At 49.4% G+C, this 23204-nt stretch carries 17 protein-coding genes; 8 read left to right on the forward strand and 9 right to left on the reverse strand.

What is annotated here, in order from left to right; all coding sequences use genetic code 11:
- Positions 1–23: 23 nt before the first annotated feature.
- Entirely contained in the window at positions 24–362 is a 339-nt protein-coding gene (locus Q394_RS0101060) for a DUF1820 family protein (RefSeq protein ID WP_028487648.1), read from the reverse strand.
- 64 nt (positions 363–426) lie between these two features.
- Positions 427–1944: a fumarate hydratase gene (locus Q394_RS0101065; RefSeq protein ID WP_028487649.1), complete on the reverse strand. Its 1518-nt coding sequence runs from the start codon at positions 1942–1944 to the stop codon at positions 427–429.
- A 170-nt stretch (positions 1945–2114) separates the two neighbouring features.
- Between Q394_RS0101065 and Q394_RS0101070 the strand changes: the two genes are divergently transcribed.
- Complete coding sequence (locus Q394_RS0101070) at positions 2115–3173, forward strand: thioredoxin family protein (RefSeq protein WP_028487650.1); 1059 nt, start codon at positions 2115–2117, stop codon at positions 3171–3173.
- A gap of 35 nt (positions 3174–3208) precedes the next feature.
- Here the strand turns inward: Q394_RS0101070 and dsbD are convergent, their stop codons facing one another.
- Positions 3209–5104 (reverse strand): protein-disulfide reductase DsbD, encoded by a 1896-nt coding sequence (gene dsbD / locus Q394_RS0101075; RefSeq protein ID WP_028487651.1) that lies wholly within the window; start codon positions 5102–5104, stop codon positions 3209–3211.
- A 161-nt stretch (positions 5105–5265) separates the two neighbouring features.
- Here dsbD and Q394_RS0101080 point away from each other — a divergent pair, with 161 nt between their 5' ends.
- The 4 genes from Q394_RS0101080 (at position 5266) to Q394_RS0101095 (ending at position 8671) form a co-directional block, all read left to right on the forward strand.
- Positions 5266–6153 (forward strand): AEC family transporter, encoded by an 888-nt coding sequence (locus tag Q394_RS0101080; RefSeq protein ID WP_028487652.1) that lies wholly within the window; start codon positions 5266–5268, stop codon positions 6151–6153.
- A gap of 100 nt (positions 6154–6253) precedes the next feature.
- On the forward strand, positions 6254–6928 hold the full coding sequence (locus tag Q394_RS18620; RefSeq protein WP_211248770.1) for a thioredoxin family protein: 675 nt from the start codon (positions 6254–6256) through the stop codon (positions 6926–6928).
- Positions 6912–7895, forward strand: coding sequence for a TolC family protein (locus tag Q394_RS0101090; protein ID WP_051542576.1), 984 nt, complete (start codon positions 6912–6914; stop codon positions 7893–7895). Before Q394_RS18620 ends, Q394_RS0101090 begins: the two co-directional genes overlap by 17 nt.
- Positions 7892–8671 carry an efflux RND transporter periplasmic adaptor subunit gene (locus Q394_RS0101095; protein ID WP_028487654.1) on the forward strand — a complete coding sequence of 260 codons (780 nt, stop codon included), beginning with the start codon at positions 7892–7894 and terminating at the stop codon, positions 8669–8671. The genes Q394_RS0101090 and Q394_RS0101095 overlap by 4 nt, the downstream gene beginning before the upstream one ends.
- Here the strand turns inward: Q394_RS0101095 and Q394_RS18625 are convergent, their stop codons facing one another.
- The 6 genes from Q394_RS18625 to mtgA all read right to left on the reverse strand — a co-directional run bounded on the left by Q394_RS18625 (position 8672) and on the right by mtgA (position 20201).
- Positions 8672–9031 (reverse strand): HVO_A0114 family putative DNA-binding protein, encoded by a 360-nt coding sequence (locus Q394_RS18625; RefSeq protein WP_038140091.1) that lies wholly within the window; start codon positions 9029–9031, stop codon positions 8672–8674.
- A gap of 134 nt (positions 9032–9165) precedes the next feature.
- Entirely contained in the window at positions 9166–15330 is a 6165-nt protein-coding gene (locus Q394_RS0101105; protein WP_169735868.1) for a DEAD/DEAH box helicase, read from the reverse strand.
- A 75-nt stretch (positions 15331–15405) separates the two neighbouring features.
- Entirely contained in the window at positions 15406–18768 is a 3363-nt protein-coding gene (locus tag Q394_RS0101110) for an STY4851/ECs_5259 family protein (RefSeq protein WP_156946706.1), read from the reverse strand.
- Between the two features lie 233 nt (positions 18769–19001).
- Positions 19002–19193, reverse strand: coding sequence for a toxin-antitoxin system TumE family protein (locus Q394_RS0101115; RefSeq protein ID WP_028487657.1), 192 nt, complete (start codon positions 19191–19193; stop codon positions 19002–19004).
- Entirely contained in the window at positions 19180–19410 is a 231-nt protein-coding gene (tumA, locus tag Q394_RS0101120) for an antitoxin TumA (RefSeq protein ID WP_028487658.1), read from the reverse strand. Before tumA ends, Q394_RS0101115 begins: the two co-directional genes overlap by 14 nt.
- Before the next feature lie 65 nt (positions 19411–19475).
- On the reverse strand, positions 19476–20201 hold the full coding sequence (mtgA, locus tag Q394_RS0101125; RefSeq protein ID WP_084260298.1) for a monofunctional biosynthetic peptidoglycan transglycosylase: 726 nt from the start codon (positions 20199–20201) through the stop codon (positions 19476–19478).
- Positions 20202–20286: 85 nt separating this feature from the next.
- Between mtgA and Q394_RS0101130 the strand changes: the two genes are divergently transcribed.
- The 3 genes from Q394_RS0101130 to Q394_RS0101140 are packed head-to-tail and all read left to right on the forward strand — an operon-like array spanning position 20287 to position 23200.
- The gene (locus Q394_RS0101130; RefSeq protein WP_028487660.1) at positions 20287–21213 is read left to right on the forward strand and encodes an ABC transporter ATP-binding protein; all 927 of its coding nucleotides are present in this window, start codon (positions 20287–20289) and stop codon (positions 21211–21213) included.
- A complete protein-coding gene (locus Q394_RS0101135) occupies positions 21210–21983 on the forward strand; it encodes an ABC transporter permease (protein WP_028487661.1) in 774 nt (257 codons plus the stop codon). Before Q394_RS0101130 ends, Q394_RS0101135 begins: the two co-directional genes overlap by 4 nt.
- Positions 21980–23200: a TIGR03862 family flavoprotein gene (locus Q394_RS0101140; protein WP_028487662.1), complete on the forward strand. Its 1221-nt coding sequence runs from the start codon at positions 21980–21982 to the stop codon at positions 23198–23200. The genes Q394_RS0101135 and Q394_RS0101140 overlap by 4 nt, the downstream gene beginning before the upstream one ends.
- The last annotated feature ends 4 nt before the right edge of the window (positions 23201–23204 follow it).

Genomic DNA, 23204 nt, shown 5'->3' on the forward strand with positions numbered 1-23204 from the left:
AAACACCTGACGAAAGCAAAATTTTAGTCTTTTTTCTTGCCCGCAGGACGGGCAAACGGGCTGACATTACCCGCCACACCACCGGCCTCCAAAGAATGGATTTTGCTGACACCGGGGTGTTCCACTTCATCGATGCGAATCACGGAATGAATCGGGATAAAACTGCGCTTCACCGCCTCAAACTCGGTCTTGAGGCGCTCTTCAGCGGGGTCAATCACCAGCGTACTTTGGGTACCAAAGACGATTTCTTCGACCACCACAAAACCGTACAGGTCTGATTCATAGACCTGACGGGCAAAGATTTCGTAGATCTTATCCTGATTTACGAAAGAGATGCGGTAGATGCTGCGGTCGCTGCTCAACTGATTTGCCTCAAGGGGAATGATTGGAAAAATGGGCTAGTTGTAGCAGAAAACCGGCTGGAAGTCACTTCCCCGCCAAGATTCGCGTATCGATGATCTTTTTCCATTGCGCGGGGCCGGTGTTATGCACCGATTCACCGTTGCTGTCGACCGCGACCGTGACGGGCATATCCTTGACCTCGAACTCGTAGATCGCTTCCATGCCCAGTTCCGGGAAAGCCAGCACTTTCGCGCCAACAATCGCTTTGGACACCAGATAGGCCGCGCCGCCAACTGCCATGAGATAGACTGCGCCAAATTCTTTGATGGCCTCAATCGCAATCGGACCGCGTTCGGATTTGCCGATCATGCCCAGCAAGCCGGTTTGATCCAGAATCTGGCGAGTGAACTTGTCCATACGGGTGGAAGTAGTGGGGCCTGCGGGGCCGACGACTTCTTCACGTACCGGGTCGACGGGGCCAACGTAGTAAATGAAGCGGCCTTTGAGGTCTACCGGCAATTGCTCGCCCTTGTTGAGCATGTCGATCATGCGCTTGTGCGCAGCATCGCGCCCGGTGAGCATTTTGCCAGAAAGCAGCACGGTTTCGCCGGGTTTCAGCTTGCGCACGTCTTCAGGGGTGATGGTGTCGAGGTTGACGCGGGTGGCTTGATCACCGCCAGCCAGCGAGATTTGCGGCCAAGTAGCGAGGTCAGGTGGGGTTTGCAGCGCAGGGCCAGAACCATCCAGTACGAAATGGGTGTGGCGGGTCGCGGCACAGTTGGGGATCATGCACACTGGCAAGGAGGCCGCGTGGGTGGGGTAATCCTTGATTTTGACATCCAGCACGGTGGTGAGGCCGCCCAGACCTTGTGCGCCAATGCCGAGCTGGTTGACCTTTTCGTAGAGTTCCAGACGCAACTCTTCAACACGGTTTTGTGGACCACGAGCGATGAGATCCTGAATGTCGATGGGTTCCATCAGCACTTCTTTCGCCAATACTGCCGCTTTTTCAGCCGTACCACCGATGCCGATGCCGAGCATTCCCGGTGGACACCAGCCCGCCCCCATCGTTGGCACGGTTTTCAGCACCCAATCGACAATGCTATCAGAGGGGTTGAGCATGACCATTTTGGATTTGTTTTCGGAACCGCCGCCTTTGGCTGCCACGTCAAACGATACTTTGTCGCCGGGGACGATCTCGTAATGGATTACCGCTGGGGTGTTGTCTTTGGTGTTTTTCCGCGCTCCGGCTGGGTCAGCGAGGATGGAGGCACGCAGCACGTTATCCGGGTTCATGTAAGCACGACGCACGCCTTCGTTGATCATGTCGGAGAGGCTCAGGTCGCCTTCCCACTGCACGTTCATACCGACCTTGACGAAGACGGTGACAATGCCGGTGTCTTGACAGATCGGACGGTGGCCTTCGGCACACATGCGCGAGTTGACGAGGATTTGCGCGATGGAATCTTTCGCAGCGGGGGATTCTTCCCGTTCCCACGCCTTGTGCATGGCTTCGATGAAGTCAGCCGGATGGTAATAGGATATGAATTGCAACGCATCCGCCACGCTGGCGATGACGTCGTTCTGTTTGATGATAGTCATGGACTCTACTCTCCCTTGGTGGTTATCGACTGCGTGCAGAGTATATTATTGTTGTGGCGCACAATCGTATGCGAAATCGAGGAGGGAATCCATTAATACCATCAGGAATCTTGGTGCTATACACACACTACGCTATTCTAAACACCTAGATGATTTTGGGAGAGCTTACGATGAAATCTACATGGCCCATTCTACTCCTGTGTTGCTCTGTTGGTGCTTACGCCGCAGACCCTGTTGGCTCTCCTAGCCAACTTGAAGCCGGACTAGTCAACCCCGGCGCTATCGATAAGCCTGCGTGGTTTAAAGAATCCTTCCTTGACCTACGTGATGACATCAAAGAAGCCACCGCTGCCAACAAGCGCATCGTGCTGTATTTCTACCAAGATGGCTGCCCGTATTGCGCCAAGCTGATCCAAGATAATTTCGGCAAACAAAGCATCACCGACAAAACCCAACAGAACTTCGATGTCATCGCCATGAATATGTGGGGCGACCGTACCGTCACCGATGTAGCAGGCAAGGAAACCACTGAAAAAACCTTCGCGGCTGACCTAAAAGTGCAATACACCCCCACCATGCTGTTCCTCGACGAAACTGGCAAAGTGGTGCTGCGCGTCAATGGCTATTACGCCCCCGACAAGTTTGAATTGGCACTGGACTTTGTCGCCGGGAAACACGACAAGGAAGGCAGCTTCAAAGACTACTACACCAAACTTAAAGCAGATGGAAAAGCCATTGCAACCACCGCTGCCCCAACTTACACCCTGCCCGGTGCATTGCCACAACCGCTACGCCTGCAAGATGCCCGTAAGGATAGCAAGCGCCCCCTCATGGTCGTATTCGCGCAACAAGACTGCGAAACCTGTGACGAGCTCTACAACGACATTTTCAAACGCAAAGAGCTGGCGTATTCCCTCAGCAATCTCGATCTCGCGCAAGCTGACCCGGACGACACCACCATCATCCAAACCCCGGATGGCAAGGAAATGAAGCTATCCGACTGGGCAAAATCACTGGAAATCAAATACAGCCCCAGCCTGCTGTTCTTTGATGCCAACGGCAAAGAAGTCTTCCGCACTGAAGCTTATTTCAAAGCCTTCCACACTCACGGCGCAATCGACTACGTTGTCTCCGGCGCGTATCAATGGATGCCCGAATTCCAGCGTTATCTGCAACACCGGCGGGAAGCCTTGGCAGAACACGGCTTCCCCGCCAACCTAATGGAGTAGGGGCGTATTGAATACGCCCTCTTCTCCCTCAACCCTTACTGCAACGCCTTGCTCAAATGCCCCGCAAATGTCTCCGCTGGCATAAACCCAACCTGACGGAACTGGCGCAATTCATCGCCATCCTTATTGAAAAACAGGATGGCAGGTGGCCCCACAATCTGGAACTCTTTCAACAACGCCTTGGTTTCAGCCGTGGTCTTAGTCACATCCGCTTTCACCAAAATTGCATTGCGTAACAACGCCTGTACCGCAGGGTCACTGAAGGTGTATTTTTCCATTTCCTTGCAGGTCACGCACCAGTCAGCATAAAAATCCACCATCACTGGCTGACCTTTGCCATCCTTGACCGCTTGCTGCAATTCAGCCAATGTTTTCACGGTATTGAACTGTAGATTAGCAGTCGCACCACCCTCTGTATTGGCAACCCCACCCTGCCCCAAACTCAAGCCTTTCAAGGGCTGCCACAAACCACCGCTGCCGGTAGCACTGCCTACCATCAACAAACTACCGTACAACAGCAGCAAGATACCCAAACCTTTCCAAAACTTGCGCCAGCCACTGGTATTTTCGGGTAAATGAGTCAAAGCCCCTAGGAAAATGGCAGACATCACAAACAGTGCCGCCCACAGCAACAAGGCGACGGATTCGGGCAAAATACGCTCCAACATCCAGATGGCGACAGCCAACATCATCACGCCAAAAACGGCTTTGATCGCATCCATCCACATGCCTGCACGCGGCAACCATTGACCGGCGGATGTACCCACCAACAACAACGGAATACCCATGCCAATACTCAACGCAAACAAAGCCATACCGCCGAGTACTGCATCACCCGTTTGCCCAATATAAATCAATGCTCCTGCCAGCGGTGCTGCCACACAAGGGCCAACAATGAGTGCCGATAACGCCCCCATGATAGCAACGCCAATCAAGCTACCGCCTTCTTGTTTATTGCTAAGGTTGTTCAAACGACTCTGAATACTCGATGGCATTTGCAATTCATAGAATCCAAACATAGACAAAGCCAACAGCACAAAAATCGCACTAAACGTACCCAATACCCACGGATTCTGGAACATGGCTTGCAGGTTTTCGCCGAACAATCCTGCCAGCACACCAGCAACGGTGTAGGTCAACGCCATCGCCAGTACATAAACCAGCGAAAGAATAAAGGCTTTACGCCCAGTCATATCCTTCTGCCCGACAATAATACCCGAGAGGATAGGAATCATGGGGAACACACAAGGGGTAAACGCCAGCAATAAACCAAAGCCCAAAAAGCCCAGTAGCGTCAACACTACATTACCACCGGCAAGGCTTGCAGCAATCTCATCCTGTTCTGATAAAGCGAGAGTAGCATCGTTAGGAACAGCAGAAGCGACGGCCTCCGGCATATTGGTTTCAGCCCACGTCACACTGGGTTGTTGTCCGGCAGAGGGAGCAGGCAAACTGACTTTGAAAGCTTTAAGTTCAGGTGGGTAGCACAATACGCCTTCTGCACAACCCTGCCAGCCCAGCTCTAGCACGAAACTACCGGCTTTACCTGCACTGGTGCGCTGTACCGGTAGACGTATGTCAGCAACATTATGAACGGCCTCGATTTTGCCGAAGAACTCATCCTGCTTCACTTCAGCATCTGGCAATTGCGGTTCACCGACCGTAATACCCTGCGGCTCAAATACCTTCACAAAGAATTTGTTTTTATAGAGGTAATGATCAGGGGCTATCACCCATTGCAGACGTAAAGTATCACCTTCCAACGTGGGTTTCCCCAGCGCAAAGGCTTGTTCAGATGGCAAGCTCTCATCACCAAAATCAAACGCAGCCGTATCGGCAACGCCTAACCGCCCACCGAATACCGCCAACAAGCAGCAGAACACCAACACACCATAACTCAGGTAACGGAACAATACCTGTTGCATACCCATACCTACCTCTCCTACGAACGGCCAATCATCATAATAGTTACGTTAGTGTATGGTAATTGGATGCAAATTGTCAGAACACTGAAAAAAGCGCGGAAGCTACCCTCAAAGGCGTGCTCTGTGATGTAATAGGAATCCGAATGACCGACTAAGCCCTATTCTCCATGCTTGAAGTAATCCTGCGTATTTTCAGCATTATCTTTCCAGTGTTTGCCTGTTCTGCGCTGGGTGCTGCGTATGGTTATTACCGCCGCCCCGATATGGCAGTAGTGAACCGTATTAACATGGAATTCTTCGCGCCCTTTCTGGTGTTCTGGGCATTGATGGACAAGCCTTTCGATTTTTTGGCCTTCCGTGATCTGGCGATTGGCGGGGTGGCTGTGGTGCTGGGTTCCGGGCTATTGCTGTTGCCGTTGGCCTGGTTATTACGCATCAACCTGAAAACCTTTTTACCGCCGATGATGTTCAATAACTCCGGCAATATGGGCATTCCGTTGGTACTGTTTGCATTTGGGGAACAAGCCTTGCAAGCAGCCATCGTATTGTTCATTATCGAAATGGTGCTGCATTTCACCGTTGGCTTTTACATCCTCAACCACCGCACTAACCCGCTGCAATTGTTGAAAATGCCAATGATTCAGGCCACTATTCTGGGATTGTTATGCAGCAGTTTACACATTACTTTGCCGGATGCGCTGGCGAATACCGTCAAGTTGCTGGGGCAAGTGTCCGTGCCTTTACTGCTGTTTTCGCTGGGTGTACGCTTGCTGGATGTCAATTTTCGTGACTGGAAGCTGGGCACACTGGGTGCGATTGCTGGGCCTGCGGCAGGGGTGGCGAGCGTCTTCCTGATCATGCCATTGCTAGATTTAAACACGACCCAATACGCGCAATTACTGATCTTCGCAGCATTACCACCTGCCGTGCTGAATGTATTGGTAGCAGAACAATACCAACAAGAACCTGACCGCGTGGCATCCATTGTATTACTGGGCAACCTCGCCAGTTTAATCATCATGCCGACGGTGTTGTGGTTCGCCTTACCCCATTAATGGTTTGGCAATTTTTCCTACTTGAATACGACCTAAATTCACAATAGCATGTAATCGTAAATAAGCGCCCGCTAGCGCCTATACTAAGGAGGATTTCGACGTGTTACGTAGTGTTTTATTAACGGGACTTATGTCCTTGACCCTATCCAGCCCCACTGTTATGGCAGAAGATGCGCCAATAACAGCGCCTAACGCATCATTAGCCGATAAACCAGCCGATGCAACAACTAAAGCAGCTGATACAACGGCAGACCCTGCCAAGGTTGAAATCCGCGACTCTGCGCAATTCTTCGACGAAACCTTCAATGATATGCAGGATGAACTCGAAACCGCCAAAGCCGATGGCAAAAAAGGCGTGCTGATGATGTTCGAGATGGATGAGTGCCCTTTCTGCCAACGCATGAAGAACACTGTCCTCAACCGTAGCGACATTCAGGACTACTACAAGGAAAACTTCCGCATCGTCACCGTCGATATTGAAGGCGATGTAGAACTGACCGATTTCCAAGGTAAAACAACCACACAGAAAGACTTTGCCCTGAAAGACTTCCGGGTACGCGCAACGCCGGTCTTCCAGTTCATCGGGCTGGATGGTGAGCCGGTGAAAAACGGGCGTCTGACCGGTGCAACCAAAGACTCCGCCGAATTCATGCTGTTTGGCAAATACGTTGCTGACAAAAAGAATGAGGAAACCCCGTTCTCCAAATTCAAGCGCGAGCCAACAGGTGATGCGACCACGGGTGACACAGCGAAAGCCGATGATGCGAAGAGTTAAGCTAGCGCTTGCCGCGTTCTTACTCACACCCTTCGCCTACGCTGCGGACGTTCCAGACCCTATCAGTCTGGAACAGGCACTCAATTACGCCGAAGGCCACCCACGTAGCCAGCTTGCGCCCGACATTGCGCAACGTTATCCAGAGCCATTACCGCTGTATCTGGATTGCCATAGCCTGGCTTACAACAACAATACCAGCCCCGACAATCAGCGTGACCGTTCCGTAAGCCCACTGATTTCACCGCTTGAAAAACAGCGGCTGGACATCATGGAACGTTTTTTCGATGTATTGCTGGCGGACTCCAGCGCCGTGCGTGACAGCGAAAACATGGCGGTGTATTACATCCCCCTTGACCGCACCCGTACCCGTATGGAGCTGAAAGAGTTCTCCGAGCTGGATGTGGCAAAGCTGGATGCCGAATACCAAATAGTGCGCCAGCAAAGTGCTGCCAGTACGGCATCGCAACGCCTGACCCGTTCGCTGTTGGCGCAAGCCATCAACAACCCGCAAACACTGCCTCGTGACCTCAATCCACTCAACCTCGATACTTTTCCAGCCACGATGCCAGCGTTGGATGAACTGGTCGAAACCAGCTTGAAAAACAACAAATGGCTCAAGGAAAGGCGTGATGATGCCAGTGCTGATGAACGCGCGGTTATTGACATGACCTTACGCCAGCAACTCATCGAATTGCTGCTGCGGCTGGATATTTTCAAGGTTGCCGAAGCACGTTCCCAGTCTGAAATTTCATGGCGCGACTACTATCTGGAACTGAGCCGTACCCTGTACGAACAGGAGGTTAAATCTGATTTGGGTGATGCCATGACTCAGCAAAGCAAAGCCCGCTTGCAACAACAACAAATCCAGTTTTGCCGCGCCCTAACGTTTGCCCAACTCAATGCCCTGCAAGGCAACCCCCTGTGGCCATTGCCGCAACCCGAAAAGAAAGAGGAAAAGCCCGAATGAGACCAGTTCCAGCAAGCATCCGGCTCCTTTTACCTGCGTTATTGCTGTGCAGCCTGCCCGCCCACGCTCTGGAACTCAAAGGGCGTTTAGAGTGGGTGCACAAGGTTGAGATGCGCATTGTCGAAAATGGCGTGGTAGAGCAAGTCAACATCACCGCAGGGCAACACGTCAACAAGGACGAGCTGCTGTTACGCATGGATCAGCGCAAGCAAAAAGCCAGCCTGCTCGAAGCCCGCGCCCGCGTTGCCCGCGCCAAACTCAGCATGGAAGATGCCGAACGTGAACAAGCCCGTACCCAGGAATTGTTTGACCGTGGCCTGATTGCCGAAGAAGAACTCAAGGATGGCGAACTCAAACAGGCTGTTGCCACCACCGAACTGGAATCCGCCAAAGCTGCTGAAGAAGCCGCGCAAGTCGCCTTGGGCTTCACCGAACTCAAAGCGCCATTTTCTGGCGTTATTGCTGCCAATACCGCCTGGCAAGGTGCGGTCATTTTCGCCGCCAAGCAGGATCAGCCGCTGATCAGCCTCGCGCCGGATGACCAAATGCTGGCACGGGTACTGGTGACGGCGGATGTATTGCGGCGTTACCCGGTGGGCACTGCCGCGCAAATACTCATGAATGGTGGCTCCCGCAATGGCAAGGTTTACAGCCAAGGCGTGGAAGCGGTCAGGATTGAGCCGGAAGGCGCGATTTACGAACTCGATATTATCTTCAAGCGCAATGCCAAGGAATTATTGAGGCCGTCGGAAGCGGTGAAGGTGATGTTGCCTTAATCAGGCAGCCAGCCCCAATTTGAAGTGGGTTTCTATTTCGTCCCAAGGGACGAACACCAGCCCGTTTTTGTCTTTTTGTACCAGCCCCAATTCATGCAGAGTTTGAATGTCGGTGTGCACATTCTTATAATCGCGCCCTAACAGTTGTGCCAATTGGTTGATGTTTTGCTCGCCGCGCCGCTTTAATACATCCAACAATTCCCAGCGTTTGGGGGTGAATGCCCGCATAAATCCAGCCATGCTTTCAAAGCTCAAACGGTTGACGGGGCTGGCGGGTTTGCCGCTTTTCCAGACTTCCATGAAATCTTGTAGCGCGTCCTCTGCTGTGCCGATGTAGACCAATAGTGTTTTATCGTTCATGTTTTGCTCTCTGTACATCGTCTAAAAAATCCCTAACCAATGTATCCAAACCGCTGAATGCATAGGGGCGCTTCTCCCAGTGAAGGTACTTGTTACAAGCATGAAATACAACTGTCTCTGCTTGTGTTGAAATTTTAACTTTTTCTACAATACCAATAAGTTGGGTTACGCTTATCACTTTGTTCAATTTGCAGGTTGGCCTTATGTAAACTCTCAACTTGCTGCCCAACATCCCGATCAAATGGAAAATCTGAACGTACATACCGTTGAATAGCCCAGTAACCAACCCCCTGATCCAAGCGTACAACCCATTTGCTATCAGCCCAAATTAATTCCAGCTCACGCGCATGGGGTAACTCTTTATGCTCATGCAACAGCCATCTGGAATTTGGAAAACCAGACTTGAACCAATGCTCGGCAACTTGACGACGATCTTCTTCATCCTGCCAATCATGGTAAAACAGACGTTGATAACTATTCCCATAGTTACCTAACTTGGATGTCAAAATCCCAACCTTTGTAGTTCCCGCAAGCCCGCCCGTATAATTTGCCAGACCTCTAAGCAAGCTATGTAGTAGAAGCAGTGTCAACGGGGAACGCAAATATCGGTCAGAGTAACGCACTTCAATAAGCGTAGAAGGCGTATCCAAACGTTTTGCAAGATCAGGAACAGTTTCACAAATCCAATTCCATACCCGTTTACCAAATGTCAGGGATGCACCGTCAAACTGGTTAGTAATAGTGAGTTCGGTAACACCGGGGGGAACTCGACGAAGCTCATTAAGTTCAATCCTTTTCCAGCTTTTAAGTAAGGGTGGTAACGATTCATTAGTAGCCATCCTCACGAACTGAATATTTGACTCACCCGCAACACCCCATTCTGGATTAGGGGCAAGTGCATTCGTATTACTTGCCGCCCAACGAACACTGTCTTTCTCTCCGCCCATTTCCATAATGACAGGTGTGGCTATCGGCAGGGTGGATATACTTTCATAAAGCTCCGCCCCAACAGATGCAACCAAAGCACTTAACTCGTCTTTTTGACTATCAGCAAGCTGTGCAAGGGATTGTGAAGACGAAATAAATCTTATAATAGCTCCAGCATCTCTCAAACGGGCTAGATTGTGACGCAACCGCCAAACCAGCGGCTCCCATATTCCAGCATCACCACCAAAATAAAATCGTATTTCGTTAAGTGAGTGTTTTTGCCATTCACGGTTAAGTGCCAGTGCTAAAGGTTCTAATTCAAACTTGGTGTTTTCCCCAAAAATCTTCAAATTTTCTGGTAAATGCAGTGAGTTCAACAAACCGGCATTCAAAAATTCAAGAACTTTATGTCTATTAAGATCATCCACATGATGTTGGGTATCGTAAGTCAGTAAACAGGCTTGGCAAGCAGTATCACACTCACTGGGGCAGATCAACACATCTTCCCACACCCTGTGAAACAGAGTATTTAACATTGAAACAGCTTGGCTAACATAGCCAGCTCCACCCGTAGCGGTATCATAAAGGTAAATCGAATACGTTGATTGCTCTTCAATATTTCTAGTTGAAGCGGAAAAAGCACCAATTTCTGCCTCTTCAATACCCAGCTCCAGACATAAAGCACGTCGTAATGCGACTGCCAACGTATAAGCAACCGTTTTATCAATACCTTTGCCCTGAATGCCATTGAGTTGTAATTCAAATATTTCTGTTTGGGTTAAAATACCTAATATTAGATTGTCTTTAATAGCCCAATCATTGTTATTACCCGGACATGCTATTTCCAGATCATCATTCTTCCCACCACGTAGCCGCTTATGATCTTGGGGTTTTGTAAAACTTTGTGCACGTTCAGGTTCGGCATCCCCGATAGTCATGGAGTCTGCCCAACCACACACAAGACAAAGGGAGTAACCTTTGCCATTCAAACCATCGGAGTGATGAAATAAGTGCCCCCGTATACTTGCCCGATAACGCCCAAATTGGGGAGTTGGCAAAGCCATCCAGTCTGAACCACCTAGAGAAATTAAAGGATCACGCACTGGAATATATTGAGGAGTGGTAACATTGTTATGCAGTTTATGGCGTATGCTCACAGCAAACCCAGCAGGCTGAATAAACTGAAACGTTTTTAGTTTCTCGCTATCTACTTCAGCACAGCATGGGCAACGCTCAGGTCTAACTTGACGAATTCCGTTGTTTCCACATGCACGACACTGCCAAACCCACTTCAATGATTGAATTTCAGGGGCAGCTTCCGCTTCCGCTGGGACTTGCCAGTTCAGTGTCAAACCTTGACTTCGATAGACACGCCCATCCAACACGGTATCTGTACCGGGCGCATAATCACGGATAGCCACTGCCAAATTACGGCTAGGATAGCCTGCTCGCTTTGAACGGTTGTCTTCCCGTTCGCTAGCTTTTGTATTCGATTTACGTGACAACTCTTCTGCTGTCGTCGTGATTAAAGAAACAACATCCGTTGGAAAACCATATCCCGGCAGAAAACCAAGTGTTGCCAATACCCCTAATAAATATTCTCCGCGCAATCTTTTCAATTGCAAATCAATGGACTTTTCTGGCTTACTATCGCCTTCTTTTGTTTTAACCGTTTCACGTTGAGAAATCAAAGCCGTTAAATCTGTCAGCCAATGCTGGGCGACTATTTGTATAGCTTCGCTAGTTTTTTCAAGTAGATAAGATACTTGACGGCCATCCAGCACAGAACGCCGTATCAGACAAGACACTCCCCGCATCAAACTATCTTGCTGTTGCGCATCGCGCCCACACCAGTCTTTAAATCTCTCATAAGCTGGTGATGCACCTTCTATTTCGCTCTCAAAAAACCAACCAGTCGTTAATTTATTCAATCCATCGTTGGTACGTTCAGATAGAAATGCCGACAATACCAGCGAATTGATATGCCGCTGCACTATTGGCGCACTCTCCAATGCTACTTTCGGTATGGATAGTCGCGTTTCAAAAGGCCACAACGGATTTTTGAAAACAGCCTCACCGTGAGGTGTAGCCTTGCAGAGTGTAAAACTGACGGCTGCTGTTTCACCACGACGACCAGCACGTCCAGCCCGTTGCAGGAAATTCGCAGGATGTGGGGGTACATTATTCATCGCAATGGCACTCAAACCACCAATATCCACCCCCATTTCCATCGTGGTAGAGCAGCTCAATAGGTTGATTTCACCTTCTTTAAATTTTGTTTCCCTTTGGGTTAGATCATGCCCAGAAATTTGTGCTGAATGTTCGGCTGCCCGCCAGTAGCGGCTAAAACGAGCAATGCGGTCACTAATATTGATCCAAGCCGCCATGTCACGTAGTTGCTTAATGCCGAGATCATTCTCCAACCAATCTTCGGCGGCTTCAGCATCTGCTTCCAACCAGAATGGGTAAGGTATGCTGGGCATTGTCACTTTTTGGCATAGTACTAGGTCATCAGAAATATTGGCTGATAAGTAAGGCGTAATTCCACGAAATGTGACAGGCAACAAACGACGTGTCAGGGGACAAAACCAAGCTTCATGGACTTCTACTACTTGTGCCTGCTTTTCCAAATCCAGTTTAAAACCATCCTCAGTTGGGGACAGCAAGGGCTGTATTCCCCGCCAAATTTCATGCAATATTTCATCCAGTTGGGCAAGATGCTCTTTATTATCCAAATCCAACCGGAAAGCATAACCTAGCAATTTACCCAACCTGTTGTTTTTTATATGCGGATTAAACGCAGATGGCCATGCTCTTTGAATTTTTTTTGTTTTCTCTTTTTTTGGTTGAAGCAAGGCACTTGTATAACCCGGATACCCGAACCAACGAATTAATTCTGGTGTAACCGTAAGCGCCTTATTTCCACGCACCACCAAGTCAATCGCGATATGTAGTAATTTTTTCCATTCATCCAATGACACGTTCTTCTGCCGCATCACAACAGGAAGTTTAGCCTTCTCTAATTCTGGATAACATAATTGAGCCATCCCTAAGTTTTCTAATGAGAATTGTCGCCGTGGTCGTTGGAAAAACTCACGCAGGAGGCATAACTCAATGAGTTTTACATCACTCAACTCACCATACGTTTCTCTTTTTAATCTTGGCATCAGCCATCTGTTAAAATCATCTTCTTGACGTAGTTTCCCCCCTATTTCTGACCATGAAAAATGTGTTAAGGTTGGTGACGTAAGCTTTTTTAACGCTTGACGAGTTTGCTCCAAGACAGGCACGAGTGCAGAACTGGTTTTGGCTGCTGTTTCCAGTGCTTTAATCTGTCCCTCAATCTTTGCCATCTCAGTCAGATTGGGTTTAGATGAATTTGCAGCAAGGTGATGATAAATAAGGCTTCTGACATAATCCCGCTCACTATCCTGCTGCAATTTTGCCGCAAATCGCGCTGTTCCTTGACGACTATCCGTAAAAGTAATTAGTCGCCGACCGCCGAATGGTCTTGAGTCATCTCCCTTCATTGGTGCTAATGGTTCAAGCAATGCTGGAATTGCTGTACTCAGCAGAAAAGGCGCACCAACCCGAATAGGGCGGAATAAAGAATTGGGTTTTTTAGGATTCTCCTTCGTCGTACAAACAGGGCATTTACATTCACTGTCGATGCTCAATAAATGAATAGGATTACCTATTTTTCCTAGTGCATCCAGATGACCATCCTGTGATAATCCCCAATTTTTCTGAGTGGCCAATTTATGGCTAGTAACTAGGCTGCGTCGTTGGTCTGGCTGGTCTGGCAGTGTCTCTAGTTCAGCATTTTCAGTTTCGTCTTCATCCAACGGCTCTAATTCCTGCTGGAATTCATCCTCAGTCAAATCACTTCTACGTGGACGTAGCCACTCCTTCCCATCCTTATACTCTTCTGCGGCTGATAAATACTCTGAACCGCAGTCACCACACTGCACCAATTCAAAAACAGGACTTTTACAATGCGAACAAGATTCGCGCCTTTCTAGAAAAACAGCGCCAAACGACCATTCGGGAGAATCCAAATAGGTATTATGTCTTCCCGAACATTCACTATTTGAACATGCCCACAAACCATTCAATGTACGTTGGAAAAAATGCCCACGTAAAGGCAAAAAAGGCGTTTCTTCCTTTTTCTTACCAAGCTTCTTGTTAGCTTGCGTACAGAGATCAAGCAACTCCAACGTAGTATGTCGATCTTTTTCGAGGGCTTTATCGCCATACAGTAATTCTACCAATCCAGTCAAACGACTTGCTTTCTGTGTCAACTGCTCACGCAATTTGCGAGTAACTGGGTCTTTTGCCAATGCATCAAACCGCTCTTCCGAGGTCATATCCCAAAGTTCTGTCAAGGATAGGCGTTGTTCATGCCGACAAACCAATTCCGACGGCAAGGCAGGCACATACCTTTCACCCGTAACCACCGTGACCTGTTCTATTGGAACACCCGCAATATCTGCCAGAAACATTGCCAACCGCTGTTTGGATTCCTCACTGGCATCACCAAGTGTGGCGGATGTTGCCACAAAATGGACATTTCCAGACTTACAATCAAAGGCATGAAGTACCCGCCTTAACAACAAAGTCAATTCTGCTGCTTGCGAACCAAGATAAGTGTGAGCTTCATCAATAACGATCCAGCGTAATTTACCTTTGGATTGTTCGATAATCGGCCTATCTTGATTGCGCACCAGCATGTATTCCAACATGGTGGTGTTTGTTACCAGAATCGGCGGTGGCTTACTCCGTAAAGCACGACGGTCAGGAACTTCACATTTCCAATGGTTCTTCGGTGGTAAGTCTGGTGTATCACCGTTGTAAAGACAGAATCGCAGTTTTCCACCAAAAGGTTCTGACCATGCTACCAAACGATCTTTCTGGCTTTTGATTAGAGCGTTCAGTGGATACAAAAACAATGCCCGCACCCCAGTTAGCGAAGCATCTTGACGTTCTTCAAGCTCATTCGCCAAATCATTCAGGATGGGAACTAAAAAACATTCCGTTTTACCAGAACCAGTACCACTACTGACCAAAACAGAACGCGGTGGACTCTCTTGGATTAAACTTTGCCATGCTTCCAACTGGTGCTGATAAGGATGACGATCAAGTGGGAAGGTGTAATCTTCTATCAAATCTTTCTTTTGAGGCTTATCTAAGGCTAACAACAGTTTTGTATTGAGTAGCTTTCCATCCAAAGCCTCCATCGTCACCTTGGCCTGTTGCCAGCCAAAGGTTGCTTCAAATACGGGGTCTGCCAAGAAAGAACCCGATATTCCGGGGTCTTGCCCGAACCGTTCGCGTAAATGTTCACGCAAAGCATCGTTACGGAAGCCAGTCAAACCCAACACCGCACGGGTAGCCCTACGTGTCAATTGTTCGGCTAATGACGTATAAAAGCGTTTGGATGTACTCATTTAATTCTTCTCCCGTGGCATAGCTGCCAATCCTAATGCCAAGGCAATACCATAAACTTCAAATAACCATTTAGAGTCAAAGGCACGAATTAACCGTAACTCGTAAACCAGCATTGGCGATGGCGGAATGCCTTTCAAACTTAATTGAGCTGCTATAAATGGAGCACAACGTACTGAACGGAATTGGCTATCATATTTTTCATAACGATATTGAGGTTCAATCTTATTGAAATACTGCTGAACCTCATGACTTTTAGGCCATTTTTCATCAGCTCCATGTCTCCCCTGTAATTCTTGTTCTGCTTGCGGAATCAACTCTTTTAAATAACCACCGCCTGCCATCCGAGCTAACCGAAGAAGACTTCCTCCCTCTGTTGGTTTATTAAGAAATAGCTGTTCTTGAAGCCAATCACACAACGGCTTCCAAGACTCACGACGATTAGTTGTCCGTTCACGGAACGCCTTGAATATATTCCAGACAAGTTCTTCTGCTGAGTCAACGAAAGCCAGTGCTTCACGCAAAGAGCCAAAATACAACTGTGCGGCGTCACCCCAAACTTTCACTGCAATCAAACTCCAAGAAAATGGCATTTGTTCAGACAATGACCAAATTTGATCAAATGTATCCTCATCAGCTTTCAATAACGCCAAAGCAAGCACTGGTGGATACGCGACAAAGTACTTAAGAACATCTAAAGCGCTAGGAGGGAACTCACGAGTTAAGCGAATATAATCGAACATCAACTCCCAATCTGAATGCTCAGGGTTTCCTCCCAATGTAATCATCAAATCGACTAGTTGATGCTTTCTATGCTTCTCATCTGGTTCTAAAATTGCTGATTTTAAAGATAACGGCACATCTACTGACGATATTAGCTTGCCAGTGAAGTCATTCTTCACACTCCATAGTAGAGGGCGAAAACGAGCCCAATCACCGTCTCGACCAATGATCCACCAAGGTCCAATTTCTAAGTTGGAAGGAATTTCCCAAATACTGTCACCTTCACCCGACTTCGGAAGAATTATGGGTTCAGCCATCGGATTCCATAGGGGAATCATCTCGACTTGGATCCGTGTTTCCCAATCATCTCCAAGCCTTGGCACAGATTTTTCACCTATAGCCACGAGGTTTTTTGCATGATACGGCTGCATGACAACATCAAAACGTGCCACATTGACAGCAGCAAGATGCTCCTGCCCACAAAAAATCTGGATTTCTACCGAGACATCCTGATTATCTGTGCTAGCCAGTAAAGACGCGATCCTATCGCGTTCCACCTCAAGAGCGAATGCTAAACGACCATTGTGTAATGCAGGTAATTGTTGCCGAAAACCTAGCGAACTACCTTGAAGCTGCACATCCAAAACAAATCTACTGTTATCTGATTGATCTTGTAGAAATAGTTGCAGCCCGCCAAGCCTACCAAGTGGAACGACAGAACGGTCTACTAAGGTCTTACCTGTAAGTTGAAATACCGCTCCCCGTTGAGGATAAGGCAAGGCTATTTCAAGCTGCTCCACGCTAGACCAGTACAGCAGCAACCTTAATGCTTCAGATGCAGTATTTTGTAAAGGCGGGCAACTAATATTGATTTCATTCCAAGCTGCTTGAATGTCAACTGTTTGCATCCCAATCGACGAAAGCGAAGCGCCACTTATTTCCCGCAATCTATATTCACCGGCACGATTATTTGCACCCACCGTGCGCTCGATACAGAAAGATTTAGGCACAATATCCACCTGACGACGGAAACGCTCTACGTTTGAATCTGCCTCCATCAAGCGCAGCCAAACACGCCCACGCCCCCCCACTTCACCATCTCGCCATGCACCTTGTTCGTGCAAAGGTCGCCATTGTACTTTGCCGATTGCACGATGCCGTTGTCCTGAAGTGTTTGAAGCCATGATAGAAGGTAAACCACGAAATACTGGACGCTCGTTCAGCACATCGTTCACCGTATTACCCACAAGATCGAAACTTTCGTCTGAGTCACGCTCCGCCCGACAACGGATACGGTAACTATCGCCTATTGGAGAGGTAAATTTCACTTCACCTGTCACACGATAAATCACACGCCCTAATGCCCGGATGACGCCAATCCGTTCAGATTCACCCTGCCCTGTTATGATGGGAAAAACGTCCTCCTTTACCAGTACCAAAGCAATTTCTGAACGTGTGCTGGCAGAACCTTCCGTTAGCCACTCCCACTCTTTAACAGCACCATTGCGCCCAACAAAAACCCAAGGCAGTTCACCCCAAGGCTCACCATTGTGAATTGGGATTCGGTAAGTTGCTTCTCCAAGGCTTATATAAATTTCATGCAATGCACTTACCGAAGTACCATTGCACTTCACGCCTGAACGACGTAACCACTCTCTGCGATATTTAACATCACCATCACCCCGTTGATTTAGCGTCAACAATGCCACTGCATCATTGCCGTTAGGCGTATGAAGAATCATGCGTAAGCGAGGAACAGAAATTTGTTGCTGCCCTACCCACGTAGCAACTTGTTCGGCTGACAAACGCTCGGGAGTATCAAGCACTTTTTCAACCTGCCAACCATTCGCAGTTTCGAGCAACCACCCACGCCAATGCATACGAATGGAGGAATCCTTGCTTAACTCACTAGAGCGACGTACCAATCCCGTTAGTAATACCTCTGCCGTTTCATCTTCCAATCTCAGCGGTAACTGTTTACGCCAGTCTGGAATTGTGGCATTCAACGCATCTACTGGATTAGTAGCATTGCTTACAGTCACTTGAAATTCAACGATTTTGGCAATGAGTTTGCCTGCCAATCGAAAAACGACATCTTGACGTAAACTACTGGGCAAAAGGAAGGCTTGTTCACCGGCAATCTGCTCTGCATAATCCTCTCCCTCAAGCCTTCTAGCATGATACTTTTCAAGTACAGTCCGAAAGAACTGACTGATTACAGTTTCGTTCCGCAACAGGTTAAGGGGTAAACCACCTTCGCAGGCAATAGTAACGAGGAACTGGCGATCACCAGATTGACGACGAATCAGTGGTCTATCCCACCACTTCAGTCCTTGACTAACCCAACTTGATGTTTTTTGATTAGGAGGTGTTTTGATGCCCAATTGGTTAAAAATTGTATCCCATGACCATACACCTTCAGTGTGCTGACGGCAAAAAGTCTCAGCGGCATACAAGCAAAATAGGGCTGGAAACTGTGGAGCCACAGGCTTGTTCTTTATCTCTAAATTAATTTCTTGTTTAACCAAACATACCAGTTCGGTATACTTTGTTTCACTACAGCGGTAAGCATATAGGGGACGGCGATCTGGTTTGGTTGCCCGTGTATGAAAAAACAGAAAGTGTGTTAGCCAATTATTCACTACATTGATCCCTAATCCAGCCGCTTCAAATACACGGCTTTGCCCATCAAACTTGCATAATAAATCAGCACATTAGCATGAAAAAATATATTTCTTAGTGATAAGCAACACAATATGGAAGAAAAAATACGTATTAAATGAGCATCGATAGTCGATAAAACGTGAAGCACTTCACCACCTCCATCCCCACTATATCGCTGATAAGCAACCACGCGGAATGGGTAATCAACCGCTTACACCCACCCTGCTGCCTCCTGCAAAATATCCAGCAAATTTGGCTTGTTATGAGCGATAACAGTATCCCGCGTATGTTTGTGATGCGGAAAAGTAGGCAATGCCGGAAAATGCGGTGCGTATGCGGGTAACTTTGCAACAGCAACCTCCAGCGAATTCAGGTATTTCTCCAGCAAATCATGCAGCCGCACGGAGCACCCTCTCCAACTGTTGACGAAGAGCTAAATAGTGCTGATAGTCGTTCGACCATTCTACAAAGGTAGCATCATCCACTAATTGCCCCTTGCGGTAACGGTCGATAAAGGCTTCTGAATCCATATGCTGTTGATTTTCATAAAGGCTCAAGCGCTTACTCACTGCAACCAAAGCATCCAACGGTGAGGTGTAAAAGACTCGTTGTTTGCGCATACCAAACTCCTGCTATTAGCTTTTTATGTTGTCATCTTAGCATGGAAAAACGGGCAAATCCGAGGTCAATCCAAACGCTGCAAATACGCCGCCCCGCCAATCGAACGCATCTGCCGCATGATCCGGCTTTGGCGGGCACGCACATACCCGGAAGGTTTTACCACGCTGTATTTACTCGGCGCAGGCAACACTGCCGCCAGCAACGCCGCATCCGCCGCGCCCAGCTTCCCCACGGGTTTACGCAACAAATTCTGGCTCGCCGCGCCTACCCCGTAATCCGCTTTGCTGAACTGCGCGGTATTCAGGTAAACCTCCAAAATCCGCTCTTTCGACCAAAACACTTCCATCAGGCTGGCAATACCCCATTCCAGCCCCTTGCGCACATAGCTACGGCCTTCCCACAGGAACAGGTTTTTCGCCAATTGCTGGGTAATGGTGCTGCCGCCGCCTTTGCCGCGCCCACGCATTTCCGCCTGAATCGCGGCCTGCGTCGCCACCATATCAATGCCCCAATGCTCGGCGAAACGCTGGTCTTCGGAAGCAATCACCGCGATTTGCATATGGCGCGGAATCTGATCCAGACTCACCCAGTCATGACGGACGAAAGGCGTTTCCGCACTAAAGACCGCCACCACATCCTGCCGCAACATAAACGCGGAAGTCGGCACCGGCACCCAGCGGAAAATCAGCAGCCACACGCACAAAGCTAACAGCAATAGCAACGGGATACGCCACAGCCAGTGCGCCCAGTGCTTGGATTGTCCTATCATCAAGAGGTCATACAGTTTCATAATGCCGCGCATTATGTCACAACAAATCCCCACAAGTGAGATACGTGCTAACATCTTTGCTTTCATTTCAGTCAAGAAAAACGGTATGACGACGGCACTCGACATTCAAGGCTTACGCAAAACCTATGACAACGGCTTTACCGCCCTCAAAGGCATCGACTTGCGGGTGGAACAAGGCGACTTCTTCGCCCTACTCGGCGCCAATGGTGCAGGCAAATCCACCACCATCGGCATCGCCAGTTCGCTGGTGAACAAGACAGATGGCAAAGTCAGCATTTTCGGCTACGACCTCGACACCCAGCGCGAACAAGCCAAGGCGCAAATCGGGCTAGTGCCGCAGGAATTCAACTTCAACATCTTTGAGCCAGTTGTCGAAATCGTGGTGAATCAGGGCGGCTATTACGGCATCCCGCGTGCCGAAGCTTTTGCCCGTGCCGAAGTCCTGCTCAAACAACTCGGTTTGTGGGACAAAGCCCGCGATCAAGCACGCAACCTTTCCGGCGGGATGAAGCGTCGCCTGATGATTGCGCGTTCCCTGATCCACCAGCCGCGCCTGCTGATCCTCGACGAACCCACTGCCGGGGTCGACATCGAAATCCGCCGCTCCATGTGGGAATTCCTGCGCAAACTCAATGCCGAAGGCACCACCATCATCCTCACCACCCACTATCTGGAAGAGGCCGAAAGCCTGTGCCGCAACATCGGCATCATTGACCGGGGTGAGTTGATCGAAAACACCAGCATGAAAAAACTGCTCAACCGCCTCGATACCGAAAGCTACGTGTTCGACCTTGCCAGCCCGGTGACAGCACTCCCCGCGACCAGCAACCTGTGCCATTTCACCCTGCAAGACCCAACCACGCTGGAAGTCGTATTCCACAAAGAACACTATTCACTCAATAAAGTGTTCGCCTTCCTCAATGAACACGGTGTCATCGTCAACAGTATGCGCAACAAAACCAACCGGCTAGAACAGCTTTTCATGGATCTGGTGGAGAACAATAAACAATGAATGCACAGCAACAATGGACAGCCTACACCACCATCCTGGTCAAGGAAGTGCTGCGGTTTTCGCGTATCTGGGTGCAAACCATCATCCCACCCGTGATTACTACCGCGCTGTATTTCGTGATCTTCGGCAACCTGATCGGCTCGCAAATCAGTGACATGGGCGGACACAGCTACATCAACTTCATCACACCTGGACTGATCATGATGACCGTGATCACCAACTCCTACGCCAACGTGGTGTCATCGTTCTACGGCAGCAAGTTTCAGGGCAATATCGCTGAAATGCTGGTGTCGCCGACGCCAAACTGGATCATTCTGGCAGGTTTCATCAGTGGCGGGGTAGCACGTGGCTTGGCCGTGGGCTTGGCAGTTACACTAGTATCGCTGTTTTTCAGCTCATTGAACGTACAACATATTTTCGTCACCTTTACCATTGTGCTGCTGACTTCCATGCTGTTTTCACTGGCAGGCTTGATCAATGCGGTGTACGCGAAAAGTTTCGACGACATCACCATCGTGCCCACCTTTGTGCTGACACCGCTGACTTATTTGGGCGGGATATTTTACTCGATTGCGATGTTGCCCCCTTTTTGGCAAAACGCGTCATTGTTGAACCCGGTACTGTACATGGTGAACGGCTTCCGTTACGGCATCTTGGGCACATCGGATATGTCCATCTGGGTCAGTTACGGGGTGATTGTGGCCTTTATCTTGCTGCTGGGTGGGTTTAGCCTACATTTACTCAACAAAGGCATCGGGACTCGCAGTTGAAATCCGTCATCATCATTGGCGGAGGTCCCACCGGGCTGATGGCCGCTGAACAGCTTACCAACGCAGGCTTCGTGGTGGATTTGTATGACGCCATGCCCACGCTGGGGCGCAAGTTCTTGCTGGCGGGGATCGGTGGGTTGAACATCACCCATTCCGAACCCTTCGCCGCGTTTTGCAGCCGCTATGCCGAACGCCAAGCCGAATTGCAGCCGCTGTTGGCAACCTTCGGGGCGGATGCATTACGGGCATGGTGCGCCGAATTGGGGGTGGAAACCTTCGTTGGCACATCGGGGCGCGTGTTCCCCAAGGAAATGAAAGCCGCGCCGCTGTTACGCGCATGGCTGGCACGCCTGAAACGTAATGGGCTGCGAATACACCCGCGTCACCGCTGGATGGGTTGGGATGCACAAGGGCAACTCGTGTTTGAAACACCAGCAGGCAACGTAACCTCACCTAACCTCCCCGTCATCCTCGCCCTCGGCGGCGGAAGCTGGAAAAAACTCGGCAGCGACGGCGCATGGGTTCCGCTACTCGAAGCCTGCAACATCCCCATCGCCCCCCTGAAACCTGCCAACTGCGGCTTCCTGTGCGCATGGAGCGAACACCTCCGCAGCCGTTTCGCAGGTGCGCCGCTGAAATCCGTCAGCCTCAGCTTCACCGACCTTACCGGACACAGCGAAACCCGCAAAGGTGAAATGATCGTGACGGAACGCGGGGTGGAAGGCAGCCTGATCTACGCGTTTTCTGCCCGCTTGCGCGACAGCCTCGACGCACACGGCTCAGCCAGGTTTTATCTGGATTTACTGCCCAACCACGACCACGCACACATCGAAGCCACCTTGCAAAGCAAACCGGCTAACAAAACGCTGGGCAATTTTCTGAAAAGCCGTTTCAAACTGGATGGTGTGAAAACGGCACTGCTGTTTGAAACGCTGGATAAAGCACACTGGCAGAACATTCCACTGCTGGCATCAACCTTGAAAGCGATTCCGCTCACCGTGACCGCAACCACGCCGATTGACGAGGCCATCAGCACCGCTGGCGGCGTGCCATTTGCAGCACTGGATAGCAATCTGATGTTACGGCACAAACCGGGCATCTTTTGCGCAGGGGAAATGCTCGATTGGGAAGCGCCGACAGGTGGTTATCTCCTGACGGCGTGTTTCGCCAGCGGACGAGAGGTAGGAGAAGGTGTCATCCGCTGGTTGGCACGCTGACTCT

The organism is Thiothrix lacustris DSM 21227, assembly GCF_000621325.1.
Classification (GTDB): Bacteria; Pseudomonadota; Gammaproteobacteria; order Thiotrichales; family Thiotrichaceae; genus Thiothrix; species Thiothrix lacustris.

What these genes read in the sequence shown, in the direction of transcription:
- Q394_RS0101070 (WP_028487650.1), top strand. Translation starts at nt 2,115, where the DNA reads ATGAAATCTACATGGCCCATTCTACTCCTGTGTTGCTCTGTTGGTGCT.
- dsbD (WP_028487651.1), bottom strand. Translation starts at nt 5,104, where the DNA reads ATGGGTATGCAACAGGTATTGTTCCGTTACCTGAGTTATGGTGTGTTG.
- Q394_RS0101065 (WP_028487649.1), bottom strand. Translation starts at nt 1,944, where the DNA reads ATGACTATCATCAAACAGAACGACGTCATCGCCAGCGTGGCGGATGCG.
- mtgA (WP_084260298.1), bottom strand. Translation starts at nt 20,201, where the DNA reads ATGAAACTGTATGACCTCTTGATGATAGGACAATCCAAGCACTGGGCG.
- Q394_RS0101080 (WP_028487652.1), top strand. Translation starts at nt 5,266, where the DNA reads ATGCTTGAAGTAATCCTGCGTATTTTCAGCATTATCTTTCCAGTGTTT.
- Q394_RS18625 (WP_038140091.1), bottom strand. Translation starts at nt 9,031, where the DNA reads ATGAACGATAAAACACTATTGGTCTACATCGGCACAGCAGAGGACGCG.
- tumA (WP_028487658.1), bottom strand. Translation starts at nt 19,410, where the DNA reads ATGCGCAAACAACGAGTCTTTTACACCTCACCGTTGGATGCTTTGGTT.
- Q394_RS0101090 (WP_051542576.1), top strand. Translation starts at nt 6,912, where the DNA reads ATGATGCGAAGAGTTAAGCTAGCGCTTGCCGCGTTCTTACTCACACCC.
- Q394_RS0101095 (WP_028487654.1), top strand. Translation starts at nt 7,892, where the DNA reads ATGAGACCAGTTCCAGCAAGCATCCGGCTCCTTTTACCTGCGTTATTG.
- Q394_RS0101130 (WP_028487660.1), top strand. Translation starts at nt 20,287, where the DNA reads ATGACGACGGCACTCGACATTCAAGGCTTACGCAAAACCTATGACAAC.
- Q394_RS0101135 (WP_028487661.1), top strand. Translation starts at nt 21,210, where the DNA reads ATGAATGCACAGCAACAATGGACAGCCTACACCACCATCCTGGTCAAG.